This is a genomic window from Caballeronia udeis, assembly GCF_044909315.1.
Classification (GTDB): domain Bacteria; phylum Pseudomonadota; class Gammaproteobacteria; order Burkholderiales; family Burkholderiaceae; genus Caballeronia; species Caballeronia udeis_A.
In genome coordinates this window covers 160,090-182,703 of the sequence record NZ_JBIYEB010000020.1, presented here as the reverse complement: position 1 = coordinate 182,703, position 22,614 = coordinate 160,090, and the positions used below count along the sequence as shown (strand labels likewise).

The window sequence follows — 22,614 nt, the reverse complement described above, 5'->3', positions numbered from 1 at the left end:
TGGGGCACCTATGAATGAAAACTGCACGCTGTGGACACTTAGGGTAGAGCGGTTAAAGCGTTTTCTTTGCTTCGTTTCTTTGTCGCTTTGGACAAAGAAATGACGCCTGTAGTGGCTAATAGTGACAAAGAGAAAATCCGACTCAGGCAGACCACTAACACCGAAAGCAGCAACCCGGCACTGACCCCGACCGCTAACCCCAGAACCTGGCACCCCGGGCCCGCCCCCGACCACCAACCCCGGAACCTGGCAATTCAGCCCCGCCCCCGACCAACCCCAGAACCAAGCCCCCCGGCCCCCGAACGACCCCAAGTGCTAACGCCCCCCCTCCGACGCCTTATAATTCCCCGACCTCCGCTTCTTTTACGCATTTTTCGGCAGATTCCACCCCATGAGTGACAACACGAGTGACAACACGCTTGCGAAGAGTTTCGAGCCCCAAAACATCGAGTCCCATTGGGGCCCGGAATGGGAAAAGCGCGGTTACGCCGCGCCGACCCTGATCGAAGGCAAAAAAGATTTCTCGATCCAACTCCCGCCGCCGAACGTCACCGGCACGCTGCACATGGGTCACGCGTTCAACCAGACCATCATGGACAGCCTCACCCGCTACCACCGCATGCTCGGCGAAAACACGCTGTGGCTGCCTGGAACGGATCACGCGGGGATCGCCACGCAGATCGTCGTGGAGCGGCAACTCGATGCACAAGGCGTGTCGCGCCATGATCTCGGCCGCGAGGAATTCCTGAAACGCGTCTGGGAATGGAAACAGAAATCCGGCTCGACCATCACGGGCCAGGTACGCCGCCTGGGCGCGTCCATTGACTGGTCACGAGAATATTTCACGATGGACGACAAAATGTCGCCGGTCGTGCTGGACGTGTTCGTCACCCTGTACAAGCAAGGCCTGATCTATCGCGGCAAACGGCTGGTGAACTGGGACCCGGTGCTGGGCACTGCCGTCTCGGACCTGGAAGTCGCCAGCGAAGAAGAAGCCGGTAGCCTCTGGCACATCCAGTACCCGCTGCCGGACGGCTCCGGCCACGTCACGGTCGCCACCACACGCCCGGAAACCATGCTCGGCGACACCGCCGTGATGGTCCATCCGGAGGACGAGCGTTACGCTCACCTGATCGGCAAGACGGTCATGCTGCCGTTATCGAACCGGGAAATCCCGGTGATCGCGGACGATTACGTGGATCGCGAGTTCGGCACCGGCGTGGTCAAGGTCACGCCCGCGCACGACTTCAACGACTATCAGGTCGGCCTGCGCCACAAGCTGCCCATGATCGAGATCCTCACGCTCGACGCCAAGATCAACGACAACGCGCCGGAAAAGTATCGCGGCATGGACCGCTTCGACGCCCGCAAGCAGGTCGTGGCCGACCTCGAAGCACTTGGCCTGCTGGAGTCCGTCAAGCCGCACGCGCTGATGGTGCCGCGCGGCGACCGCACGGGCGTGGTGATCGAGCCCATGCTGACCGACCAGTGGTTCGTCGCCATGAGCAAGCCGGCGCCGGAAGGCACGTTCCACCCGGGCAAATCGATCGCTGAAACGGCGCTCGATGTGGTGCGCAACGGTGAAATCAAGTTCGTCCCGGAAAACTGGTCGACGACCTATTACCAGTGGCTCGAAAACATCCAGGACTGGTGTATTTCGCGTCAACTCTGGTGGGGCCACCAGATTCCGGCTTGGTACGGCGATAACGGCGAAATCTTCGTGGCGAAGACCGAAGCAGAAGCCCGCGCGGAAGCCACGGAAAAAGGCTATACCGGCGCGCTCAAACGCGATGACGACGTGCTCGACACGTGGTTTTCATCGGCGCTCGTGCCGTTTTCATCGCTCGGCTGGCCGAACGAAACACCCGAACTCAAGCACTTCCTGCCCTCCTCGGTCCTCGTGACGGGTTTCGACATCATCTTCTTCTGGGTCGCCCGGATGGTGATGATGACCACGCATTTCACCGGCAAGGTCCCTTTCGACACGGTCTACGTCCACGGTCTCGTGCGCGACGCGGAAGGCCAGAAGATGTCGAAGAGCAAGGGCAATACGCTCGATCCGATCGATATTGTCGACGGCATCGACCTCGAAACGCTCGTTTCCAAGCGGATTACCGGCCTGATGAACCCGAAGCAAGCCGAAAAAATCGAGAAAAAAACCCGTAAGGAGTTCCCGGAGGGGATTCAGCCGTTCGGCACGGATGCCCTGCGTTTCACGATGGCGTCCATGGCAACGCTCGGTCGCAACGTGAATTTTGATCTGGCAAGGTGCGAGGGATATCGTAATTTTTGCAATAAGCTGTGGAATGCCACCCGCTTTGTCCTGATGAATACCGAAGGCCACGACTGCGGCTTCGGCAAACCGGAAGAGTGCGAGGCAGGCGATTGCGGACCCGGTGGATACCTCCACTTCTCGCCGGCGGACCGCTGGATCGTGTCGCTTTTGCAGCGCGTGGAAGCGGAGGTGGAGAAAGGTTTCGCCGACTACCGTTTCGACAACGTGGCGAGCGCAATCTACAAATTCGTCTGGGATGAGTATTGCGACTGGTATCTGGAACTGGCCAAGGTGCAGATCCAGACCGGCGCACCCGAGCAGCAGCGCGCTACGCGCCGCACCCTGCTGCGGGTGCTGGAAACGGTGCTGCGTCTCGCGCACCCGGTGATTCCGTTCATCACGGAAGCCTTGTGGCAGAAGGTAGCGCCGCTAACCGACCTCTATCCGCAAGCCGCCGAAGACGGGCAAACCGCGTCCATCATGATTCAGCGCTACCCGGTCGCACAACCGTCTAAAATTGATGAATCGTCTGAACAGTGGGCAGCCGAACTGAAGGCCATCATCGATTCATGTCGTAATCTGCGCGGTGAGATGAATCTGTCGCCGGCGGTCAAGGTACCGCTGCTGGCAACAGGTGACGAAGCGCAGCTCAAGTCTTTTGCGCCTTATGTCCAGGCGCTGGCGCGTTTGTCGGAGGTGAAGATCATTGCCGACGAATCCGCGCTCGACAAGGAGGCAAGTGGCGCGCCAGTTGCTATCGTAGGAACGAACAAGCTGGTGTTGAAGGTCGAAATCGACGTTGCAGCGGAACGCGAACGGCTCACGAAGGAAGTGGATCGGCTGACGCAGGAAATCGCGAAGGCCCGTGTGAAGCTGGAAAACGAAAGTTTCGTGGCGCGCGCGCCCGCTGCGGTGGTGGAGCAGGAGCGCAAGCGGCTGGCGGAATTTGAATCGACTGCTGACAAGTTGAAAGCGCAATTGTCGCGGCTTCCTGCGTAAGCGGCGGTGTTGCGTGGCCTGACAGGCCTTAGCCGGCCCGGGCGCGGTCGGCTAAGGCCTGAAAACAACCGATTGCTTGTTCCGCCTTATAGCAAAGTGCGTATTTGTGCTTGAAGAATTAATCTCGCCGCACTTTTTTATCAACGCATCAACCTGCATCATGGCATTTGCTTCCATGCCGACCGTTTCAGGCTTGACGTTTAAACACGATAAGAGGATCAGGGTCATCAAATGCTAAAAGTTACGAAAGCGGTTTTCCCGGTTGCGGGTCTCGGTACCCGATTCCTCCCCGCAACCAAGGCCAGCCCGAAGGAAATGCTGCCCGTTGTCGACAAACCGCTGATCCAGTACGCGGTCGAAGAGGCCATGGCCGCCGGCATCACGGAGATGATCTTCGTGACGGGCCGCAGCAAACGCGCAATCGAGGATCACTTCGACAAGTCGTATGAGATCGAAGCCGAACTGGAAGCCCGCGGCAAGCAAAAGCTGCTCGACCTCGTGCGCAGCATCAAACCGAGCCACGTGGATTGTTTCTACGTGCGCCAGGCTGAAGCGCTCGGTCTCGGCCATGCCGTGCTGTGCGCGGAAAAGCTGGTGGGCGACAACCCGTTCGCCGTGATTCTCGCCGACGACTTGTTGTACGGCACGCCGCCGGTGATGACGCAGATGATCGAAGTCTTCGATCACTATCACAGCTCCGTGATCGGTGTGGAAGAGATCCCGGCTCAGGATTCCAAGTCGTACGGTGTGATCGACGGAAAAGAGTGGGAAGACAATATTTTCAAGCTGTCGGGCATTGTGGAAAAGCCGGAACCCGAAGTTGCACCGTCGAATCTGGGTGTTGTGGGCCGGTATGTGCTCAAGCCGCGCATCTTCGATCACATTCGTGCCCTGAAGCCGGGCGCCGGTGGCGAACTGCAACTGACGGACGCAATCCAGTCATTGCTCGCTGACGAACAAGTGCTTGCGTACAAGTATCACGGCACCCGTTTCGATTGCGGCAGCAAGCTGGGCTATTTGAAGGCGACGGTGGAGTTCGCGTTGCGGCATCCGGAAGTGGCCAAGGATTTCCAGGAGTACCTGAATACGCGTTCGCCGCATCTGCTTGGCTAACCAGGCACCAAGCGTTAAACCACAAGCCGCCGGCACGCGGGTTGCGGCCAAAAAAAATGCCCATGGATGAAACCCATGGGCATTTTTTATTGACCGGTTCCGATCAACGGCGCCGCATCAAAAACGTAAACACCTTGTCGTGCGATGTCGATTCCACCAGCTCGTTGCCCGTCTGCTTCGAAAACGCGGCAAAGTCGCGTTGCGAACCCGGATCGGTCGCCAGCACTTTTAATATCTGACCGCTCTGCATATCGGCCAGCGCCTTCTTCGCCCGCAGGATGGGCAGCGGGCACGTGAGCCCGCGCGCATCGACTTCCTTGTGCACTTCCATCAGATTGAGCCTTGTTCGAACCCGCTTGGTGATTCCGCTTAGTGAGGGTTCGATTTTACCCCAGTGCTTAAAAATTCACCGCCTGGCCTTTAGCCAGAGACTCCCGCATCGCAATGCCAATGCGCGTGGCCTCGCGCGCATCGTCAAGCGTCAGACCCGTGGCCGGGCCTCCCGTCAGCGAGGCCACGAACACCTCCGCCTCATTCAGGAACGCTTGCTCGAAGCGCTCGAAGAAGGTCGGCACGCATTCATTGCGGATCCCACCGGCATCGTAGATTTCTACTCGATTGGCCCGCGGATTGTGTCCCACCGACAACGCCCCGCTTGTTCCCACCACCTCCGTCTGCGTGTCGTGACCGTGGGCGCTGGTCCGCGATGCCTGGAATACCGCGAGCCGACCGCCCTCGAATTCGCAGATGGAGACACCGTTGTCGATATCGCCGCATTCGGCCAGCCCTTCGTGGATCGCAATCGTGCCGCTGGCGAATACGCGCGTCACGCGCGGATTGCCCAGCATCCAGCGCGCGAGGTCGATGTCGTGGACGCTGCAATCGAGGAACAAACCGCCCGACGTGGGCGCGAAACGGACGAAAAAGCCATCGGGATCGTTCTTGTCGACGGTCTGCGAACGGACCATGAACGGCCGGCCGATCGCACCTTGCTGGATCTTGTTGAAAGCGTCGCGATAACTGCCGTCGAAGCGGCGCACGAAACCGATCATCACCTGAAGATCCGGAAAACGCGCGCTTTCTTCAATCACGCGATCGCACTGCGCCAGGTCCAGCGACAGCGGTTTTTCGCAGAACACATGCTTGCCTGCGCGCAACGCCGCGATGATCTGGTCAGGATGCAGCGAAGTCGGCGTGACGAGCCAGACGGCATCGAGCGATGCGTCTTTCAGCATGGCTTCGTAGTCGCTGTAGAGCGTGAGTTCGGGCAGGTTGGCGCCCGCCCATTCGCGCTCGGCTGCGACCGGACTACATGCTGCCGCGAGCGTCGCGCCCGGCACGTGCCACGCCAGGTTACGGGCATGGCGCTGACCCAGCCGCCCCAATCCGACAATCCCAATTCGCACGGACGCTTTCATGCTGCCCCCAGCTTGATGATCGAGCCATCGCGCCATGACCGTGTGGCCGCATCGGCGAGTTCCAACGCCTTCAGGCCGTCCGCTACCGTCGTGCGAACCGGCTTGCCTTCCTGGACGGCATCAAAGAAATGGCCGATTTCCAGCGCGTACGCGGCGCGATAACGCTCGAGGAAAAACGCTTCCGGCACATCGTTCGATACAGCGCTCTTTGAATATGCGGTGACTTCGGTCGGGCGCACATTGCCGGCTTGCAGCATGCCTTGGCTGCCGAGCAGTTCGAAACGCTGGTCGTATCCGTACGCCGCTCGCCGCGCTGTATTGATCTGGCACAAGCGGCCGCGTTTGGTGCGGATCGTGACAGCCGTCGAATCGATATCACCCGCCTCCGCAATCGCCGGGTCAGTCAGACAGCTTCCCGTGGCGTGCAGCGTGTCGGCTTCGTCGTCCAGCATCCAGCGGAAGATGTCGAAATCGTGGATCAGCATGTCCTTGAAAATGCCGCCCGAATGCTTGATGTACTCCACCGGTGGCGCGCCCGGATCACGGCTCGTAATCACCAGCATTTCCGGATCGCCAATTTCACCCGCCTCCACACGCGCCTTCAATGCAGCAAAGGTCGGATCGAAGCGGCGCTGAAAACCGATCATGCAGACCACGCCGGCTTTCGCGACAGCGTCGGCGCAAGCACGCGCGCGCTCGAGCGTCAGGTCGACCGGCTTTTCGCAGAACACATGCTTCCTTTGCGCCGCCGATTTCAGGATCAGGTCGGCATGCGTGTCCGTGCTCGAACACACAACGGTCGCACCAATCGATGCATCGCCGAGCGCGCCTTCCACATCGGCCACTTGTGCACCGTGAAGCGCGGCCAGTGCGGCGGCGGCTTCCCTGTTGACGTCCACCACGTACTTCAGCCTCACACCCGGCTGTTTCGCCAGGTTCGCTGCGTGGATCTTGCCGATCCGCCCTGCTCCGAACACCGCCACATCAATCGTCATAGCCACCTGTCTCCCTTGATTCTTCCACGTTCAGTTCAAGCCGGTACGCAAGCGCGATAAACAGCGCCTGGCACAGGCAGATCGTGCTCGTGAGCGAACGGAACGCGAACGCGCTGCCTTCCTTCACGAACAAATGCGCGCTCGCGTGACGTGCGAGCGGCGAAAGCTGGCCATCGGTGATCACCAGCGTCTTGGCGCCGTGATGCTGCGCGGCGCGCACGCAATACTGCGTCTCCTTGCCGTACGGCGCGAAGCTGATTGCGATCACCACGTCGCCTTTCTTCACGCTGCGGATCTGTTCCCGGTACATGCCGCCGAAACCGGACACCAGATGCACGCGTTTCGCCGTGTGCTGCAACGCGTAGACGATATAACTCGCCACCGGGAACGAGCGCCGCACGCCGACCACGTAGATGTTCTCGGCGTGCTCCAGCATCTTCACCGCGGCTTCGAACTGGACGTCGTCGAGACCGGCTTCGAGCTCCTCCAGTCCGCTGCGGCTTGCTGCAATGAACTCGCGCGCCACCGAACCGCCGGACAACTTGCCCGGCTTTTCATCGATCAGTTTGCGGATGCGCTGCTGATAACTCTGCGCGGAACCGTTCTGGCCCGTGTAGGCCTGCTTGAAGATTGCCTGAAGGTCGGAGAAGCCGGAGAAGCCGAAACGCTGGGCGAAGCGCACGACCGCCGAGGGATGCACGCCGCACGCGCTGGCAATGTCGCCGGTGCGATCCATCATCACGTTGCTGCGGTGCTGTTCGATGTACGTGGCCACGCTTTTAAGCTGGCGCGGCAACGCGTCGTACGCCTCGGTGATCCGCTGCATCAGTTCGTCGACTGTCTGGATCTCGGCCGTCTCTTGGGGGTCTTGCGCGTCTTCCTGCATGCCGTGCTCGTCATTGTTCTGTCTTCGATGAAACCGATTATAGATATCCGCAGGAACAAATGGAATTAATTTTCCAAACTTCTAATAGTTAAACTTCCTATTGCAGATTGACCAAACTTGTCCTAATCTTGGTCGTGAGCAAGGGGACGTCAAACGGTCAAGCGCCGTACGCAAGATGCCCGATGCTCGTTCAGAACAACAACCGTGATAGGTGGAGACAATGAAACTTTGCAATCGCCGAGGCGCCCTGCGCGCGCTAGCGGCTGCCGCTGCGTTGTGCGGCGCAGCAGCACTGAGCGGTCAGGCAGCGCACGCCGCCCCCGATGCCCATTTCGTTTTGATCAGCCACGCGCCGGATTCGGACTCGTGGTGGAACACGATCAAGAACGCCATCAAACAGGCAGACGAGGACTTCAATGTCCAGACGGATTACCGCAACCCGCCGAACGGCGATATTGCCGATATGGCCCGCCTGATCGAACAGGCCGCGGCACGCAACTATGACGGCGTGATCGTCACCATCGCCGACTTCGACGTGCTGAAAGGCGCAATTTCCAAGGTCACGGCGAAGCACATTCCGCTGATCACCATCAACTCGGGCACCGAGGAGCAAAGCGCCCAGCTCGGCGCGATCATGCACGTGGGACAGCCTGAATACACCGCTGGTAAAGCGGCGGGAGAGAAGGCGAAGGCGGCGGGCATCAAGTCGTTCCTGTGCGTCAACCACTACGCGACGAATCCGGCTTCGTTCGAGCGTTGCCGCGGTTTCGCCGATGCGATTGGCGTCGATTTCAAGGCGTCCACGCTGGACGCAGGCCAGGATCCGACCACCGTCCAATCCAAGGTGAGCGCGTATTTGCGTAATCACCCGGACACGCAGGCCGTGCTCACACTCGGCCCGCTCTCGGCGGATCCGACGATCAAGGCGCTCAAGCAGATGGGCGTTGCCGGCAAGCTCTGGTTCGCGACCTTCGACTTCGACACGGACATCGCGAAGGCGATCCAGGATGGCACGATCCAGTTCGCCATCGACCAGCAACCCTACTTGCAGGGTTATATCCCGGTCGCAGTGCTGGCTATCGTGAAGAAGGATCACACCACCGACCCGGTCAAGATCCGCCAGGCCCTCGAAGCGAATCCGAAGTTCCAGGCGCGGCTTAGCACCTATGGGCTCGCTCCTTCCTACGGGCCGCGCAATATCGGCTCGGGCCCGGGCTTCATCACCAAGGAAAACGTCGACAAGGTACTGAAGTACGCAGGTCAGTACCGTTGAACCCGATGGCGGCGCGGCCAGCATGAGTCAAGCACCGCGCCGCCGTCTTCGAAGCATCTGCAGGCATCAGCAACTTCACCACGTCATCCGCACCACTCAACTGTATCGCTCGCGCATCAGCATGTTCGCTTTGTGAACCAGCGCCGCATCGCGAATGAAAGACGAAGGAGACATCATGGGCGTAGCCGGAAAACCTATTCTCTCGGGACATCGCAAGCCGTCTGACGACGTCGCGACATCGAGTTCATCCACCTCTGCCGACGAGCGCATTCGCCGGGAATCCCGTTTCGGGCACATCCTGAATCGTCCGGAGTTCGCAGCAATCTCGGGAGCCGTGCTGGTCTTCGTCGTGTTCGGAATCGCCGCCGGCGGCTCGGGCATGTTCAATCTCGACGGCATCATGAACTGGTCGCAGGTGTCCGCTTACCTGGGCATCCTCGCCGTCGGCGCCTGCCTGTTGATGATTGCAGGGGAGTTCGACCTCTCGATCGGCTCCATGATCGGTTTTGCCGGGATGATGGTCGCCATTCCCACCGTCTATTTCCACTGGCCGATCTGGCTCGCGATTATTTTTGCCTTTGCCGGCTGCATGCTGCTCGGCGCGCTGAACGGCTATATCGTCATGCGCACGCGGCTGCCGTCGTTCATTGTCACACTGGCCTTCCTGTTCATCCTGCGCGGCCTCACGCTTGCGCTGTCGATCATGTTCGCCGACCGGACCATCGTTTCCGGCGTGGGTGACATTGCCGCGAAAGACTGGTTTGCCAATACCCTTTTCCATGGCGTCGCCTTCCACGATATTTTCGCGTGGCTGGGGAAAATAGGAATCCTGAAGATGCTCGACAACGGCCAGCCGCTCGTGCCGGGGATTCCGAAAGTCATCCTCTGGTGGGTTGTGCTCGCGGCCATTGGCGCATTCGTGCTCGCCAAGACCCGTTTCGGCAATTGGATTTTCGCGTCCGGCGGCGACGCGGTGGCGGCCAAGAACGTCGGCGTGCCGGTGCGGCGCGTGAAGATCTCGCTCTTTGTCCTGACCGCGTTCTGTGCGTGCCTGTTTGCTGTGCTGCAAGTATGCGACATCGGTTCGGCTGCGGCCGACCGGGGGCTTGAAAAGGAATTCGAGGCGATCATCGCAGCGGTGATTGGCGGAACCCTGCTGACGGGCGGTTACGGTTCGGTGGTCGGCGCATGTTTCGGCGCGCTCATCTTCGGCGTGGTCCAGATCGGCATTGGCTACACCAGCGTGCCCTCTGACTGGTTCCGCGTGTTCCTCGGCATGATGCTGCTGATCGCCGTGCTGTTCAATCACTACGTGCGCCGCCGCGTCTCACAGGCTCAATAAGGTCAAGGAGAAGAAACCATGTCCGATCCCATCCAGAGCGCGCCGCCCGCGCCCGAAGACACCATCCTCGCACTGGAAAACGTCAGCAAGTTTTTCGGCAAGGTGATCGCGCTGAACGGCGTCACGCTGCGCCTGAAACGCGGTGAAGTGCACTGCCTGCTCGGCGACAACGGCGCAGGTAAATCCACCCTGATCAAGACGCTGGCCGGCGTCCATACGCCCTCCTCCGGCGAGTATCTCGTCGATGGCAAACCGGTCCACTTCGGTTCGCCGAAAGAAGCGCTCGATCTGGGCATTGCAACTGTCTATCAGGATCTCGCGCTGGTGCCGCTGCTGTCGGTGGCACGCAATTTCTTCATGGGACGCGAGCCGCAGAAAAAGCGCTTCGGCTTTATCAACGTAATGGACCTGGACCTCGCCGCCGAAACATCGCGTGCGCGGCTCTCCGAAATGGGCATCAATGTGCGCGACCCGCACCAGCCTATTGGCACGATGTCCGGTGGCGAGAAGCAATGTCTCGCCATTGCGCGGGCGATTCACTTCGGCGCGCGCGTGCTGATTCTCGATGAACCGACCGCCGCGCTCGGCGTGAAGCAGAGTTTCAATGTGCTGAAGCTGATTCACACGGCGCGCGCGAAAGGCATCTCCGTGATCTTCATCACGCACAACGTGCATCACGCGTATCCGATCGGCGATTCGTTCACACTGCTCAATCGCGGTAAATCGATGGGCACGTTCACGAAGGACACCATCACCAAGAACGAAGTGCTCGACATGATGGCGGGAGGCGCCGAGATGCAGCAAATGATGAACGAACTGGAAGGCGAGCCGGCTTAGGCTGGTACGTACGGCCGCTCTCGTTTGTCGTCATCTACAGAACAGGATTGAATATGGCATTGCAATCATCAACCGGATCGCGCTTCGCAACCGGGCGAACCCGCGACATCATCTGCCTCGGGCGGCTCGCGGTCGATCTGTACGCGCAGCAAGTCGGCGCACGGCTCGAAGACGTGTCGAGCTTCGCGAAATATCTCGGCGGATCGTCCGCGAATATTGCATTCGGGTGCGCGCGGCTCGGCCTCAAATCCGCGATGCTCTCACGCGTGGGCAACGACCACATGGGCCGCTTTCTTACCGAGACGCTGGAGCGCGAAGGCTGTGATACGAGCCACGTGCGTATTGACCATGACCGGCTCACCGGCTTGGTGCTGCTCGGCATAGAAGACCGCGATACGTTCCCGCTCGTGTTCTATCGCGATGACTGCGCGGACATGGCCGTCGATGAAAACGACTTCGACGAGGCGTTCATTGCTTCATCGAAAGCGCTGCTGATTACGGGCACGCACTTCTCCACCGACCAGGTCAACCGCACGAGCCGTCGCGCGCTCGACTACGCCCGGCGCAACCAGGTCCGCACGGTGCTTGATATCGATTACCGCCCGGTGCTTTGGGGACTCACCGGCAAAGCGGATGGCGAGACACGGTTCATCGCAAACGAGGGTGTGACCGCGCATCTGCAAAGCATCCTGCCGTTGATGGATCTCGTGATCGGCACGGAAGAAGAGTTTCGGATTGCGGGCGGCAAGGATAATTTGATCGATGCGCTGGCGGCCGTGCGCGCCGTAACGGAGGCCATGCTGGTGGTCAAGCGCGGGCCGATGGGCTGCTCGATCGTCGACGGCCTCGTGCCGGCTTCCATCGACGATGCGCCGGTTTATCGCGGCGTGGAGGTGGAAGTGCTGAACGTCCTCGGCGCGGGTGACGCCTTCGCGTCCGGTTTCCTCGCCGGATGGCTGCGAGACGAACCGCTGGAAGTCTGCGCGCGCACGGCGAATGCATGCGGCGGGCTGGTTGTATCGCGTCACGGTTGCGCGCCCGCCATGCCGACGCCCGCCGAGCTCAGCTACTTCCTCGATGCCGCAAACGCCGATCCCGTGCGCATGCGCAGGCCGGATCGCGATGCAACGCTCGCGCGCCTGCATCGTGTAACGCCCGCTCGCAAGACGTGGGATGAGGTGCTCGGTTTCGCCTTCGATCACCGGAATCAGTTCTTCGATCTTGCGCAGCAAACCGGCGCGGATGAATCGCGCATTGCCGCGCTCAAAGGCTTGTTCGTGGAAGCCGTAGCGCAGACGGAAAAAGAACGCGGCCTGGAAGGACGCATCGGCGTACTGATCGACGACCGCTACGGTCAGGACGCGTTGAACGCGGCAACGGGTCGGGGCTGGTGGATCGGGCGTCCGGTGGAATTGCCCGGCTCCGTGCCGCTGGTCTTCGATCACGGCCGGTCGATCGGCACGACGCTGATCGAGTGGCCGCGCGAGCATGTCGCGAAGTGCCTGGTCCACTATCATCCCGATCATCCGCACGACCTTCGCCTGGAACAGGAAGCGCAGATTCGCGCGCTGTACGACGCGGTCCAGGTGAGCGGACACGAGTTATTGCTCGAAGTCATTGTGCCGAAGAACGGGCCGCCGATCGGGGAAGATACCGCCTTGCGTTCGCTGAAGCGCCTCTACAACCTTGGCATCTATCCCGAGTGGTGGAAGCTCGAACCCATGAGCGCGACCCAGTGGCAAGCAATCGATGCACTGATCGCCGAGCGTGACCCGACGTGTCGCGGCGTCGTGCTGCTGGGCTTGTCCGCGGCCGTCGATCAACTGTGCGAGGGTTTCAAGCCGGCTGCGTTGTCGAAGACGTGTCGCGGTTTCACCGTTGGCAGGACGATCTTTCACGAGCCAAGCCACGCGTGGCTGGCGGGTTCCATCGACGACGCGGAGCTTATCGCGCGGGTTCGACGGACATTTGAAACACTGATCGATGCATGGCGTGAAGCACGGGCAAAGAACACCACGCAAGCGCTCACGCAGGAGCAGGCAGCATGAACAGCACGCTTCGTTTAACCACCGCGCAAGCGCTGGTCCGCTATCTCGCCGCGCAGCAAACCCCGGATGGTGAACCGCTGTTCGGCGGCGTCTTCGCCATCTTCGGGCATGGCAACGTAGCAGGAATTGGCGAGGCGCTGTACGCACATCGCGAGACGCTGCCGACCTATCGCGCACATAACGAGCAGGCAATGGCACACGCGGCGATTGCTTACGCGAAGGCGCACTTTCGACGCCGCATGATGGCGGTGACCACGTCCATTGGTCCGGGTGCGACCAACCTGGTGACGGCCGCCGCGCTCGCGCACGTGAACCGGCTGCCGGTCTTGTTGCTGCCCGGCGATGTGTTCGTGTCACGCGCGCCCGATCCGGTCTTGCAACAAGTGGAAGATTTCGCCGATGGCGGCATTTCCGCGAATGATGCGTTGAAACCCGTCTCGCGTTACTTCGACCGTATCGTGCATCCGGCGCAATTGCTGACGGCGCTGCCGCGCGCCATGCGCGTGCTGACGGACGCCGCCTTGTGCGGGCCAGTGACGCTCGCGCTGCCGCAAGACGTGCAGGCGATGGCCTACGACTACCCCGCGTCGTTCTTCGAGCCGCGCGTGGCGTCGTTCCATACGCCCTCGCCCATCGATGAAGAAATCGCGAACGCCGCGGCTGCATTACGCGCCGCTAAAAAGCCCTTGCTCGTGTCAGGCGGCGGTGTGCTCTACGGCCTCGCGACTGACGCGCTGCGTTCTTTCGCCGAGCGTCACGGCATTCCCGTTGCCGAAACACAAGCGGGTAAAAGTGCGCTCGCGTGGGACCATCCGCTGAATCTTGGCGGTATTGGGGTGACGGGATCGGACGCTGCCAACGAGCTCGCACACGAGGCGGATTGCGTGCTCGCGGTCGGTACGCGGCTGCAGGATTTCACGACCGGATCGAACACGCTCTTCACGCAGGCCAGGCTGGTTGGTATCAATGCCAACGCATTCGATGCCTTGAAACAAGGCGCTTTATCGGTAGAAGCGGATGCGCGTCTTGCCCTCGATGCATTGAGCGCAGCACTCGACGACTGGCGCGCGTCGCCACCGTGGACCGCACGCGCGCATGAACTTGCGGATAACTGGCGCGCCACCGTCGACCAGGTGACGAACGCATCGCAAGACGACAACACATTGCCGCGCGAAGCCGATGTGATCGGTGCGGTGCGGCGTTCCAGCGCACAGTCAGCCGCGCATGACGTGGTCGTATGCGCGGCCGGCACTCTACCGGCCGATCTGCAGAAACTCTGGCGCACGAGCACGCCCGGCGGTTATCACGTCGAATACGGCTACTCGTGCATGGGCTATGAAATCGCGGGCGGTCTTGGTGCGAAACTCGCACGGCCGGCAAGCGAAGTGATCGTGATAGTCGGCGACGGCAGCTACCTGATGATGAACAGCGAGCTGGCGACATCCGTCATGCTCGGGGCCAAACTGATCGTGGTGCTGCTCGACAACCGCGGATACGGTTGTATCAACCGCCTGCAGCAAGCATGCGGCGGCGCTCCGTTCAACAACCTGATCGACGATTGCCGCCAGGGTCCCGAAGGCGCACCCGCAATCGACTTCGCGATGCATGCACGCTCGCTCGGAGCGAGTGCTGAGCATGTGGCTAATATCGACGAACTCGAAGCCGCGATGCAACGTGCACGCGCATCCACGCGCTCGTATCTGATCAGCATCGACACCGATCCGGCACGTCCTACTGAAGAAGGCGGCTGGTGGTGGGAAGTCGCGGTGCCGGAAGTGTCGTCGCGCGAAGCGGTGCGCTCGGCGCGCGCAAACTATGAACATGAAATCACGGCGCGTTCGAAGCGCACGAAGGAATAAGCGATGAGCACGTTCGATGTACGAATCGGCATCAACCCGCTGTCATGGATGAACGACGACCTGCCCTCCCTCGGCGGCGAGACACCGCTGAGCGTGGCGCTGACCGAAGGCAAGCAGATCGGCTATGAAGGGTTTGAACTCGGCAACAAATTCCCGCGCGAACCGCAAGCGCTGAAAACCTTGCTTGCCGGATACGACCTCGCGCTCGTCTCGGGATGGTATTCCGGGAGGCTGGCGGAACGCAGCGCCGAGGACGAAATCGCGGCCGTGGGTCCGCATCTCGACCTGCTAGCGAAGAACGGCGCCACGGTCATGGTGTACGGCGAAGTATCCGACTCGATCCAGGGCTCGCCGCGACCGCTGTACCAGCGCCCGCGTTTTTTCTCCGATGACCGCTGGAACGAGTACGCAACACGCCTGAACACCTTCGCTGAATACACGCTCTCGCGCGGCGTCCGGGTGGCGTATCACCATCACATGGGCGCGTATGTGGAGACGCCTGCAGATGTCGACCGGCTGATGAGCCTCACGAACGATGCCGTGGGCCTGCTCTTCGACGCCGGACACATTACGTTCGCCGGCGGCGATCCGCTGACGGTTCTCAACAAGCACATCGCGCGCGTTTGCCATGTGCATTGCAAGGATGTGCGGCCGGAAATTACCAAGCTTGCCCGGAACCGGAACTGGAGTTTCCTGGAAGCAGTGATCAACGGCGCGTTCACCGTTCCGGGTGACGGCGCCGTGGATTTTCCATCGATCATCGCCCGATTGAAGCAGCACGGTTATCGCGGCTGGCTCGTGGTTGAAGCGGAGCAAGATCCGGTCATTGCCACCAGCTATGCGTACGCCGAAAAAGGCTACAAGACGCTGCGTGCGCTCGTAGACCAAAACCTTCAGGAGGCAGCATGAGCCTGCTCGTCAAGGCATCGCGCGAAGGCCAGACTATCGCGCGCGTCACGCCGGAAACGGCGTTGTGGAAACACGTAGGTTTCGCTGCTTATCGGCTGGAAACCGGGGACATCGTGCATGTGCATGAGGCACAGCGCGAGGTCTGCATTGTGGTGTTGTCGGGAACAGTGAGCATAGAAGCCGGTGAGCACAAATGGGAGAAACTCGGCTCGCGCGACAGCGTGTTTGAGGACACCGCGCCCTACGCCGTGTATCTGCCGCCCAAGCTCGCCGCGACTATTCGCGCCGACCGCGATGCGGAAGTCGGCGTGGCGAGTGCGCCCGCTACGGGCAAGTACCCGGCGCGGTTGATCGAGCCGTCGCAGATGAAACGTTCAACCCGTGGCAAAGGTGCGAATACGCGCTACGTCTGCGATATTCTTCCACAAACCGAACCCGCCGAAGGCTTGCTCGTAGTCGAAGTCAAAACGCCCGGCGGCCATGCATCGAGCTACCCTCCGCACAAGCACGACAAGGACAATGTGCCGGTGGAGAGTTCGCTTGAAGAGACTTATTATCATCGGCTGAATCCGCCGCAAGGGTTTGCGTTCCAGCGCGTCTACACCGACGAACGCGATCTGGATGAAACCATGGCCGTTGAGGATCATGACGTGGTCATGGTGCCGCGTGGTTATCATCCGGTCGTGGTGCCGTATGGTTACGACAACTACTACCTGAACGTCATGGCCGGCGACAAACGAACCTGGCACTTCAAGAACGATCCGAAGCACGAGTGGATCGTGGAGAGGGATAGCAAGGCTTCGTAGCTTAGCCGCCGACCGAGAGCCATTCGTTGATCACACGCTCGTTGGCAGCAAGCGCGGCGGGCGTGTCGTCGAAGACGATTTTGCCGTGACCCATCACGGCAACCCGCGTGGCGAGCTCACGCGCAATGCTCATGCGTTGTTCGATCAGGAGAATCGCCACGCCACGCTCCCGCAGGTTCTTCAGGCATGAAGAGACTTGCTCGACGACTTGTGGCGCGAGCCCCTCTGTAGGCTCATCGACGATCACGAACGACGGATCGCCCATCAACGTCCGGGCAAGCGCGAGCATTTGCTGCTCGCCTCCTGACAACATCCCCGCCTTCACGGCCGCACGTTCCTGCAACACGGGGAACAGTTGCTCCGCGTCGTTGATCGTAAAACTGCTGAAACGCGACCCACCCCGCTTGATGCCGAGTTGCAGGTTTTCGCGCACGCTTAACGTCGGGAAGACATCACGCTGTTCAGGCACGTAGCCCACGCCCATCCGCGCAATGACGTGAGGCCGTTTTCCGATCATCGATACCCCGCGAAAGTTTGCTACCCCTTCGGCGTGTACGAGCCCCATCAGCGCTTTGGCGAGCGTCGAGCGTCCCGACCCGTTGCGTCCCGCCAGGGCGACGATCTCGCCCTCGCCTATGCGCAGGCTCACGTCATGCAGCACATGACTTGCGCCATATCCCGCGTTCAGGCCATCGATTTCGAGCAGCCTTGTCATGGTATTTCGCCGAGGTAGGCCGTGCGAACCGCCGGGTTCGCTGCAATTTCAGCGGGCGTCCCCGTTGCAATCACGCGACCTTGCACAAGCACCGAAATGCGATCGGCGAGCGCAAACACCGCTTCCATATCGTGCTCCACGATCAACAGCGTCTTGCCCTGCGTCGTCTCGCGAATCAATGCGAGCGCACGCGCGGCTTCCGCGCGATTCATACCGGCGGTGGGTTCATCGAGCAACAGCACGGACGCGCCGGTGGCCAGCGCGAGGCCCAGATCAAGCGCGCGTAACTCGGCATAACTGAGGCTGGTCGCGAGTGCATCGCTGTGATCGGCAAGACCGATAGCCGCTATCACGCGATGCGTCTCCTCATCGATCACGCTCGAGCGGAGCCATCGATCCTTCCAGGTCGTTACGCCAGAGCCGAGCACCGCGCAACAGACGTTGTCGCGCACGGTGAGACCCGTGAACACGCTTGTGGTCTGGAAGCTGCGCGCGAGGCCCTTGCGTCCCAGCCGATGAGCCGGCATCCCCGTCACGTCGGTACCGTTCAACGCAATGCGGCCACTCGTGGGTTGCGTGCGCCCCGCGATCAGGTCGAACAAAGTGGACTTGCCTGCACCGTTGGGACCGATCAACGCATGACGCTCGCCTTCGCGAATGCTCAGATCGACGCCGCGAAGAACCTGCGTCGCACCGAAACGCTTAGTGATCTCCTTCAGTTCGAGCGCGGTGTTCATGGTGCGCTCCGAGCTTGCCGTGTAAATAGAACCGCAATCACGGCGCTGAAAAACGCGACGCACCAGGGAGCGGCGTGCCGGCCATCGAGAAGGAAACCCGCGATGTGCGCAAGGCCGTCGCCATGACTATCGAATTGCAGCGCGTAGGCGAGTTCCATAGCGATGACGATTGCCAGCAGCCACGCGCCAGCGGCGCACAACGCAAACGCGATAGCCACGTAACCGTCGCGTGATCGTGCAGCAATAAAGCCCACCAAACCCTTGGGCGCCACCACCACAACCCACACAAAAAACAGCCCAAGATAGGCCACCCACGCCACCGATACACTCCCCACCACCAGGCTGAAAAACGTCAGCACCACGGCGCCCAGCACCGGCCCAAAGAATTCTGCAGTCCCACCGATCACCGCTGCGATCAGCACGCTTCCCGAGCGCGCGAGGCCTACCCCTTCCGCCGATGCCAGCTCCACATTGATCAGCCCCAGCCCGCCCGCCACGCCCGCGAAAAACGCCGCGACGATCACCATCGCAAAGCGCACGCGGCGCGGATCGAAGCCGATAGCTGCCGCACGCACGGGGTTATCGCGAACCGCATTTGCCACCCGCACGAACGGCGTGCGCGAGAACACGAACATCGCGATGCACGCCAGCACGCACCATCCGGCGATCAGGGCATAGGCCTGAATCGAAGGCCCGAAGTTCAAGCCGAAGATGACAGGGCCGCTCGCCCGATCGATAGGAACGCCGCCCTCGCCGCCGAACCATCCCGGCACAAGCCACACACCCGCCGCGACCAGTTCGCCGATACCAAGCGTGATCATCGCGAATGTCGTACCGGCGCGACGCGTTGAAAAGAAGCCGGACACGACCGCGACGAGCGCCGCCGACACGCCGCCGATCAACGGCAAAAGGGGCAACGGCACGGGGTATCGATTGAAGATTTGCGCGGCGGCGAACGCTCCGAGCCCGGCATACACGGCGTGCCCGAACGACAGCAACCCTGCTTCCCCGAGCAGCAAGTTGAATGAGAGTGCGAACACGATCATGGTCGCGGTTTGCCCGAGATAGGCGAGCAGCCAGCTCTGCGAGGTGAAGAGCGGCGGCAACGCAAGACCGGCCACGAGCAGCAGCCACGGAAGCGCCTGACGCAGAGCGGTACGGGATTGGGTGAGGACGTTAAGCATCGTCGTCGCCACGCTGGCCGAAGAGTCCACGCGGGCGCAGCGCGAGCATCGCGACCAACAGCACATACGGCAGCACGGGCGCGATCTGCGCGACGCTCAATGCAGCCCAGGCAGGCGGCAACGCAACGCCGGCAAACTGGGCGACGCTCCCGAGCGACAACGTAGTCCCGACTGCAAACGTCTGCACGCATCCGATCAGAAGCGACGCCACCAGCGCTCCGCCCACCGACCCCAGGCCACCGACGACTACGACAACAAACACGATGGGGCCGATGTTCTCGGCCATAGAAGGTTCGATCACGAACAACGGCGCGCCGATCACGCCCGCCAGCGCAGCGAGCGCGGTGCCGGTCGCGAACACCAGCGTAAACACACGGGGAACGTTGTGCCCAAGCGTCTCGACGGTCGCGGCATGGGTGAGCGCGGCCCTCACTACAAGCCCTATTCGCGAGACCCGCAGCACGGCATACAAAGCCAGCAGCATGGCCAGCGATACACCCATCATGAATGCGCGATAACGCGGGAAAGCGGCGCCGTAGAGCGTGAACAACGGGCCATCGAGGCCTGAAGGAACAACCGCGTTGATAGGCGCAAGACCCCAGACCAGCTTTACGACTTCAGCGATCAGATAGGCCGCGCCGAACGTCAGCAGTAGCTCGGCAAGCGCGCCGCGCGTTTCAATCCGGCGTAATAAAAACCGCTCGAACAAACCGCCGAGCGCGCCAACGAGCAAAGGAGAAATGACCAGCGCAAACCAGAAACCCCCAACGGCCGCAAGCGCGTAACCCACATAGGCGCCGAGCATATAAAAGCTCGCATGCGCGAAGTTGAGAACGCCCATCATGCTGAAGATCAGCGTCAGTCCCGCCGACAGCATGAACAGCAGCAACCCGACGCTCACTCCATTCAGAAGGTTGATCGCGAACCACTGAACGAACGAGGTCACGTTACGCGAACCTACCCGGTGACCATGCTGACGAGCGGCTTGAGCGCTGCGACGAGCGTGTCGGGCAGCGGCACCGGACGGCGCGTATCGCGATCGACATACACGTGCACGAAATACCCTTGCGCCGCAGGTTGTTCCGACCCCGCGCTGAAGATGCCCACTTCGTAACGCACGCTCGTGGACCCGAGCCGCGTTACGCGCAGACCGGCATCGATACATTCCGGAAACGCCAGCGAAGCGAAGTAGCTGCAATGCGTTTCTGCCACGAGCCCGATCGTCTTGCCAGCTTCAAGGTCGAGCGCGCCGTGCCGGATCAGATACTCGTTCACGACCGTATCGAAGTAGCTGTAATACACCACGTTGTTCACGTGGCCGTAGAGATCGTTATCGGACCAGCGCGTATTGATCGACAGGAAATGCGGATAATCCGCGCGCGTCGTGGGTACAGGGCGGCTCATGGATCAGAACGACTCCTGCAGCATCCGCCGATAATCCTCCGCACTCGCTTCGCGCGGGTTGGTCTTGTGGCAATGATCGGCAAGCGCGCCCTTGATCACCTTGTCGAACATGCTCTGCTCAACACCCATTTGGGACAGACGCGTTGGCAGGCCAAGGCGCTCGGTCATGTCATGGACAGCTTGAGCGATATCGGCGTCGGCGGCGAGATTCATCACGCGGCGCATCCGTGCGAAACGCTTGTCGGCTACCACGCTCGGCGCGCTTTCGTTGAAGCGCAGCACGGCGGGTAGAACCACCGCGTTCAGCGTGCCGTGATGCAGTCCGGTGCGGCCGTTCACGACCAGACCGCCCAGCGGATGCGACAGCGAATGCACGCAGCCCAGACCCTTCTGGAACGCCATGGCGCCCTGCATGGACGCGCTCATCATGTTCAGGCGCGCATCGCGCTCCTGACCGTCATGCGTCGCCCGTTCGATGGACGCCCACGCGCGCTCGAGCCCATCCAGCGCGATGCCATCCGCAGGCGGATTGAATGCCGGTGCAAGAAATGTTTCGATGCAATGCGCGATCGCGTCCATGCCGGTTGCAGCGGTGAGCATGGGCGGCAAGCCCAGCGTCAGCGACGGATCGCAGACTGCGGACTTGGGCAGGATATGCCACGAGTGAAAGCCGAGCTTGCGGCCGTCGTCGAGAATGATGATCGCCCCGCGCGCTACTTCGCTGCCGGTGCCCGAGGTGGTCGGCACGGCGATCAGCGGTGCGGCCTGAGCGGTGATCTTGTTGCTGCCGCCTTCGATGGTCGCGTACTCAGTCAACGTCCCCGGATGGGTCGCCATGATCGCGACACCCTTGGCCAGGTCAATGGACGATCCGCCGCCCACGGCGATCAGGCCATCGCAGCCTTCGCTTTTGTAGAGCGCGGCAGCTTTCATCACCATGGCTTCGGTCGGGTTCGACGGGGTTTCATCGAAGATGGGAACAGCGCCCGCATCCAGGTCCAGCGCCTGGACGGTCTGCGACACGAGCCCCGCGGCCAGTACACCTTTGTCCGTGATGATCAGTGGCCGCCTGATGCCGACGCGCGCGCATTCGCTGTCGAGCATGGCGAGCGCGTCGTAACCGAGGTGGATGTGGGTGACGTAGAAGATGAAGGCCATGACGAGTGTCCGCGGTTGACGCAGTTAAGTGAGGCGTCTGGCATGTTAGGAGTCGCACGGGAGTCCGTCAATCCGCGCGGACGCCATGGATCGTGCGAGTGTTACGCGTTTTACTGTCCCGGCCGGTCCACGTATTCCACGGCCAGACCGCGGCGGCGCATCCACTCCGCCACGGCGTGGCCGGTTCCCGCGCGCCAGGGTCTGAGCTTCGCGGGCTCGACCAGACGATATTCAAGCAGTTCCGGCGACAGGTTGATGGTCCCGTTCGCCTTCACGTGATACGCGATGATCAGTTCGTTCTTGCGCATGAATTCATACACGCCGACCAGTTCCACCGATTCCGCGACCAGCGACGTTTCCTCGTGCACTTCGCGGGCGATGCCCTCTTCGGGCGTCTCGCCGTTCTCGAGAAAACCCGTGATCAGCGCGAACATGCCCTCGGGCCATGCTGCATTGCGCGCGAGCAGGATCTTGCCCTCGTACTCCACGATCGCCGCGACCACCGGCAGCGGGTTATTCCAGTGCACGAAACCGCATTCCGGGTCCGGACACGCGAGTCGCACACGGCCGCCTTCGTGGCTTGGATCGGCGCGTTCGACGAGCTTGTTGGCATCGCGTGGACAGAAATGGTATTCGATCATGGTCTGGGGTCAGGG

The 22,614-nt window shown here is 61.3% G+C and carries 20 protein-coding genes; 9 read left to right on the top strand and 11 right to left on the bottom strand.

Going from position 1 to position 22,614, the window contains the following annotated elements; translation table 11 throughout:
- Nucleotides 1-391 precede the first annotated feature (391 nt).
- Both ABH944_RS28705 and galU read left to right on the top strand, forming a co-directional pair.
- Complete coding sequence (locus tag ABH944_RS28705; RefSeq protein WP_404610504.1) at nt 392-3,274, top strand: valine--tRNA ligase; 2,883 nt, start codon at nt 392-394, stop codon at nt 3,272-3,274.
- A gap of 231 nt (nt 3,275-3,505) precedes the next feature.
- Nucleotides 3,506-4,387 (top strand): UTP--glucose-1-phosphate uridylyltransferase GalU, encoded by an 882-nt coding sequence (galU, locus tag ABH944_RS28700; protein ID WP_062084603.1) that lies wholly within the window; start codon nt 3,506-3,508, stop codon nt 4,385-4,387.
- 103 nt (nt 4,388-4,490) lie between these two features.
- Here the strand turns inward: galU and ABH944_RS28695 are convergent, their stop codons facing one another.
- The 4 genes from ABH944_RS28695 to ABH944_RS28680 all read right to left on the bottom strand — a co-directional run bounded on the left by ABH944_RS28695 (nt 4,491) and on the right by ABH944_RS28680 (nt 7,686).
- A complete protein-coding gene (locus ABH944_RS28695) occupies nt 4,491-4,718 on the bottom strand; it encodes a sulfurtransferase TusA family protein (protein ID WP_062084604.1) in 228 nt (75 codons plus the stop codon).
- A 67-nt stretch (nt 4,719-4,785) separates the two neighbouring features.
- Entirely contained in the window at nt 4,786-5,805 is a 1,020-nt protein-coding gene (locus tag ABH944_RS28690) for a Gfo/Idh/MocA family oxidoreductase (RefSeq protein WP_404610505.1), read from the bottom strand.
- On the bottom strand, nt 5,802-6,800 hold the full coding sequence (iolG, locus tag ABH944_RS28685) for an inositol 2-dehydrogenase (RefSeq protein ID WP_404610506.1): 999 nt from the start codon (nt 6,798-6,800) through the stop codon (nt 5,802-5,804). The genes ABH944_RS28690 and iolG overlap by 4 nt, the downstream gene beginning before the upstream one ends.
- Entirely contained in the window at nt 6,790-7,686 is an 897-nt protein-coding gene (locus tag ABH944_RS28680) for a MurR/RpiR family transcriptional regulator (RefSeq protein WP_404610507.1), read from the bottom strand. The genes iolG and ABH944_RS28680 overlap by 11 nt, the downstream gene beginning before the upstream one ends.
- Before the next feature lie 220 nt (nt 7,687-7,906).
- Here ABH944_RS28680 and ABH944_RS28675 point away from each other — a divergent pair, with 220 nt between their 5' ends.
- From ABH944_RS28675 to iolB, 7 genes are all read left to right on the top strand, one after another.
- Nucleotides 7,907-8,959: a sugar ABC transporter substrate-binding protein gene (locus tag ABH944_RS28675; protein WP_404610508.1), complete on the top strand. Its 1,053-nt coding sequence runs from the start codon at nt 7,907-7,909 to the stop codon at nt 8,957-8,959.
- Between the two features lie 175 nt (nt 8,960-9,134).
- Nucleotides 9,135-10,301 carry an ABC transporter permease gene (locus tag ABH944_RS28670; RefSeq protein WP_404610509.1) on the top strand — a complete coding sequence of 389 codons (1,167 nt, stop codon included), beginning with the start codon at nt 9,135-9,137 and terminating at the stop codon, nt 10,299-10,301.
- An 18-nt stretch (nt 10,302-10,319) separates the two neighbouring features.
- On the top strand, nt 10,320-11,138 hold the full coding sequence (locus ABH944_RS28665; RefSeq protein WP_404610510.1) for an ATP-binding cassette domain-containing protein: 819 nt from the start codon (nt 10,320-10,322) through the stop codon (nt 11,136-11,138).
- Nucleotides 11,139-11,191: 53 nt separating this feature from the next.
- A complete protein-coding gene (locus tag ABH944_RS28660) occupies nt 11,192-13,186 on the top strand; it encodes a bifunctional 5-dehydro-2-deoxygluconokinase/5-dehydro-2-deoxyphosphogluconate aldolase (RefSeq protein ID WP_404610511.1) in 1,995 nt (664 codons plus the stop codon).
- The gene (gene iolD, locus ABH944_RS28655) at nt 13,183-15,045 is read left to right on the top strand and encodes a 3D-(3,5/4)-trihydroxycyclohexane-1,2-dione acylhydrolase (decyclizing) (protein WP_404610512.1); all 1,863 of its coding nucleotides are present in this window, start codon (nt 13,183-13,185) and stop codon (nt 15,043-15,045) included. The genes ABH944_RS28660 and iolD overlap by 4 nt, the downstream gene beginning before the upstream one ends.
- A gap of 3 nt (nt 15,046-15,048) precedes the next feature.
- Nucleotides 15,049-15,954, top strand: coding sequence for a myo-inosose-2 dehydratase (iolE, locus tag ABH944_RS28650; protein ID WP_404610513.1), 906 nt, complete (start codon nt 15,049-15,051; stop codon nt 15,952-15,954).
- A complete protein-coding gene (gene iolB, locus ABH944_RS28645) occupies nt 15,951-16,760 on the top strand; it encodes a 5-deoxy-glucuronate isomerase (RefSeq protein ID WP_404610514.1) in 810 nt (269 codons plus the stop codon). Before iolE ends, iolB begins: the two co-directional genes overlap by 4 nt.
- Nucleotide 16,761: 1 nt before the next feature.
- Here the strand turns inward: iolB and ABH944_RS28640 are convergent, their stop codons facing one another.
- The 7 genes from ABH944_RS28640 to ABH944_RS28610 all read right to left on the bottom strand — a co-directional run bounded on the left by ABH944_RS28640 (nt 16,762) and on the right by ABH944_RS28610 (nt 22,599).
- Nucleotides 16,762-17,475, bottom strand: a complete 714-nt coding sequence (locus ABH944_RS28640; RefSeq protein ID WP_404610515.1) for an ABC transporter ATP-binding protein — start codon at nt 17,473-17,475, stop codon at nt 16,762-16,764.
- Complete coding sequence (locus ABH944_RS28635; protein ID WP_404610516.1) at nt 17,472-18,212, bottom strand: ABC transporter ATP-binding protein; 741 nt, start codon at nt 18,210-18,212, stop codon at nt 17,472-17,474. Before ABH944_RS28635 ends, ABH944_RS28640 begins: the two co-directional genes overlap by 4 nt.
- Nucleotides 18,209-19,396, bottom strand: coding sequence for a branched-chain amino acid ABC transporter permease (locus ABH944_RS28630; RefSeq protein WP_404610517.1), 1,188 nt, complete (start codon nt 19,394-19,396; stop codon nt 18,209-18,211). The genes ABH944_RS28635 and ABH944_RS28630 overlap by 4 nt, the downstream gene beginning before the upstream one ends.
- Nucleotides 19,389-20,273, bottom strand: a complete 885-nt coding sequence (locus ABH944_RS28625; protein WP_404610647.1) for a branched-chain amino acid ABC transporter permease — start codon at nt 20,271-20,273, stop codon at nt 19,389-19,391. Before ABH944_RS28625 ends, ABH944_RS28630 begins: the two co-directional genes overlap by 8 nt.
- An 80-nt stretch (nt 20,274-20,353) precedes the next feature.
- Complete coding sequence (locus ABH944_RS28620) at nt 20,354-20,800, bottom strand: acyl-CoA thioesterase (RefSeq protein WP_404610518.1); 447 nt, start codon at nt 20,798-20,800, stop codon at nt 20,354-20,356.
- Between the two features lie 3 nt (nt 20,801-20,803).
- A complete protein-coding gene (locus tag ABH944_RS28615) occupies nt 20,804-21,958 on the bottom strand; it encodes an iron-containing alcohol dehydrogenase (RefSeq protein ID WP_404610519.1) in 1,155 nt (384 codons plus the stop codon).
- Nucleotides 21,959-22,068: 110 nt separating this feature from the next.
- Entirely contained in the window at nt 22,069-22,599 is a 531-nt protein-coding gene (locus ABH944_RS28610) for an NUDIX domain-containing protein (protein ID WP_404610520.1), read from the bottom strand.
- Nucleotides 22,600-22,614: the final 15 nt, after the last annotated feature.

Excerpts from the sequence above, each read along its gene's own strand:
- ABH944_RS28635 (WP_404610516.1), bottom strand. The coding sequence starts at position 18,212 with ATGAACACCGCGCTCGAACTGAAGGAGATCACTAAGCGTTTCGGTGCG.
- ABH944_RS28670 (WP_404610509.1), top strand. The coding sequence starts at position 9,135 with ATGGGCGTAGCCGGAAAACCTATTCTCTCGGGACATCGCAAGCCGTCT.
- iolE (WP_404610513.1), top strand. The coding sequence starts at position 15,049 with ATGAGCACGTTCGATGTACGAATCGGCATCAACCCGCTGTCATGGATG.
- iolD (WP_404610512.1), top strand. The coding sequence starts at position 13,183 with ATGAACAGCACGCTTCGTTTAACCACCGCGCAAGCGCTGGTCCGCTAT.
- ABH944_RS28615 (WP_404610519.1), bottom strand. The coding sequence starts at position 21,958 with ATGGCCTTCATCTTCTACGTCACCCACATCCACCTCGGTTACGACGCG.
- galU (WP_062084603.1), top strand. The coding sequence starts at position 3,506 with ATGCTAAAAGTTACGAAAGCGGTTTTCCCGGTTGCGGGTCTCGGTACC.
- ABH944_RS28680 (WP_404610507.1), bottom strand. The coding sequence starts at position 7,686 with ATGCAGGAAGACGCGCAAGACCCCCAAGAGACGGCCGAGATCCAGACA.
- ABH944_RS28675 (WP_404610508.1), top strand. The coding sequence starts at position 7,907 with ATGAAACTTTGCAATCGCCGAGGCGCCCTGCGCGCGCTAGCGGCTGCC.
- ABH944_RS28625 (WP_404610647.1), bottom strand. The coding sequence starts at position 20,273 with ATGCTGTCGGCGGGACTGACGCTGATCTTCAGCATGATGGGCGTTCTC.
- iolB (WP_404610514.1), top strand. The coding sequence starts at position 15,951 with ATGAGCCTGCTCGTCAAGGCATCGCGCGAAGGCCAGACTATCGCGCGC.
- ABH944_RS28620 (WP_404610518.1), bottom strand. The coding sequence starts at position 20,800 with ATGAGCCGCCCTGTACCCACGACGCGCGCGGATTATCCGCATTTCCTG.
- ABH944_RS28660 (WP_404610511.1), top strand. The coding sequence starts at position 11,192 with ATGGCATTGCAATCATCAACCGGATCGCGCTTCGCAACCGGGCGAACC.
- ABH944_RS28630 (WP_404610517.1), bottom strand. The coding sequence starts at position 19,396 with ATGCTTAACGTCCTCACCCAATCCCGTACCGCTCTGCGTCAGGCGCTT.
- ABH944_RS28695 (WP_062084604.1), bottom strand. The coding sequence starts at position 4,718 with ATGGAAGTGCACAAGGAAGTCGATGCGCGCGGGCTCACGTGCCCGCTG.
- ABH944_RS28705 (WP_404610504.1), top strand. The coding sequence starts at position 392 with ATGAGTGACAACACGAGTGACAACACGCTTGCGAAGAGTTTCGAGCCC.
- ABH944_RS28610 (WP_404610520.1), bottom strand. The coding sequence starts at position 22,599 with ATGATCGAATACCATTTCTGTCCACGCGATGCCAACAAGCTCGTCGAA.
- ABH944_RS28640 (WP_404610515.1), bottom strand. The coding sequence starts at position 17,475 with ATGACAAGGCTGCTCGAAATCGATGGCCTGAACGCGGGATATGGCGCA.
- ABH944_RS28690 (WP_404610505.1), bottom strand. The coding sequence starts at position 5,805 with ATGAAAGCGTCCGTGCGAATTGGGATTGTCGGATTGGGGCGGCTGGGT.
- iolG (WP_404610506.1), bottom strand. The coding sequence starts at position 6,800 with ATGACGATTGATGTGGCGGTGTTCGGAGCAGGGCGGATCGGCAAGATC.
- ABH944_RS28665 (WP_404610510.1), top strand. The coding sequence starts at position 10,320 with ATGTCCGATCCCATCCAGAGCGCGCCGCCCGCGCCCGAAGACACCATC.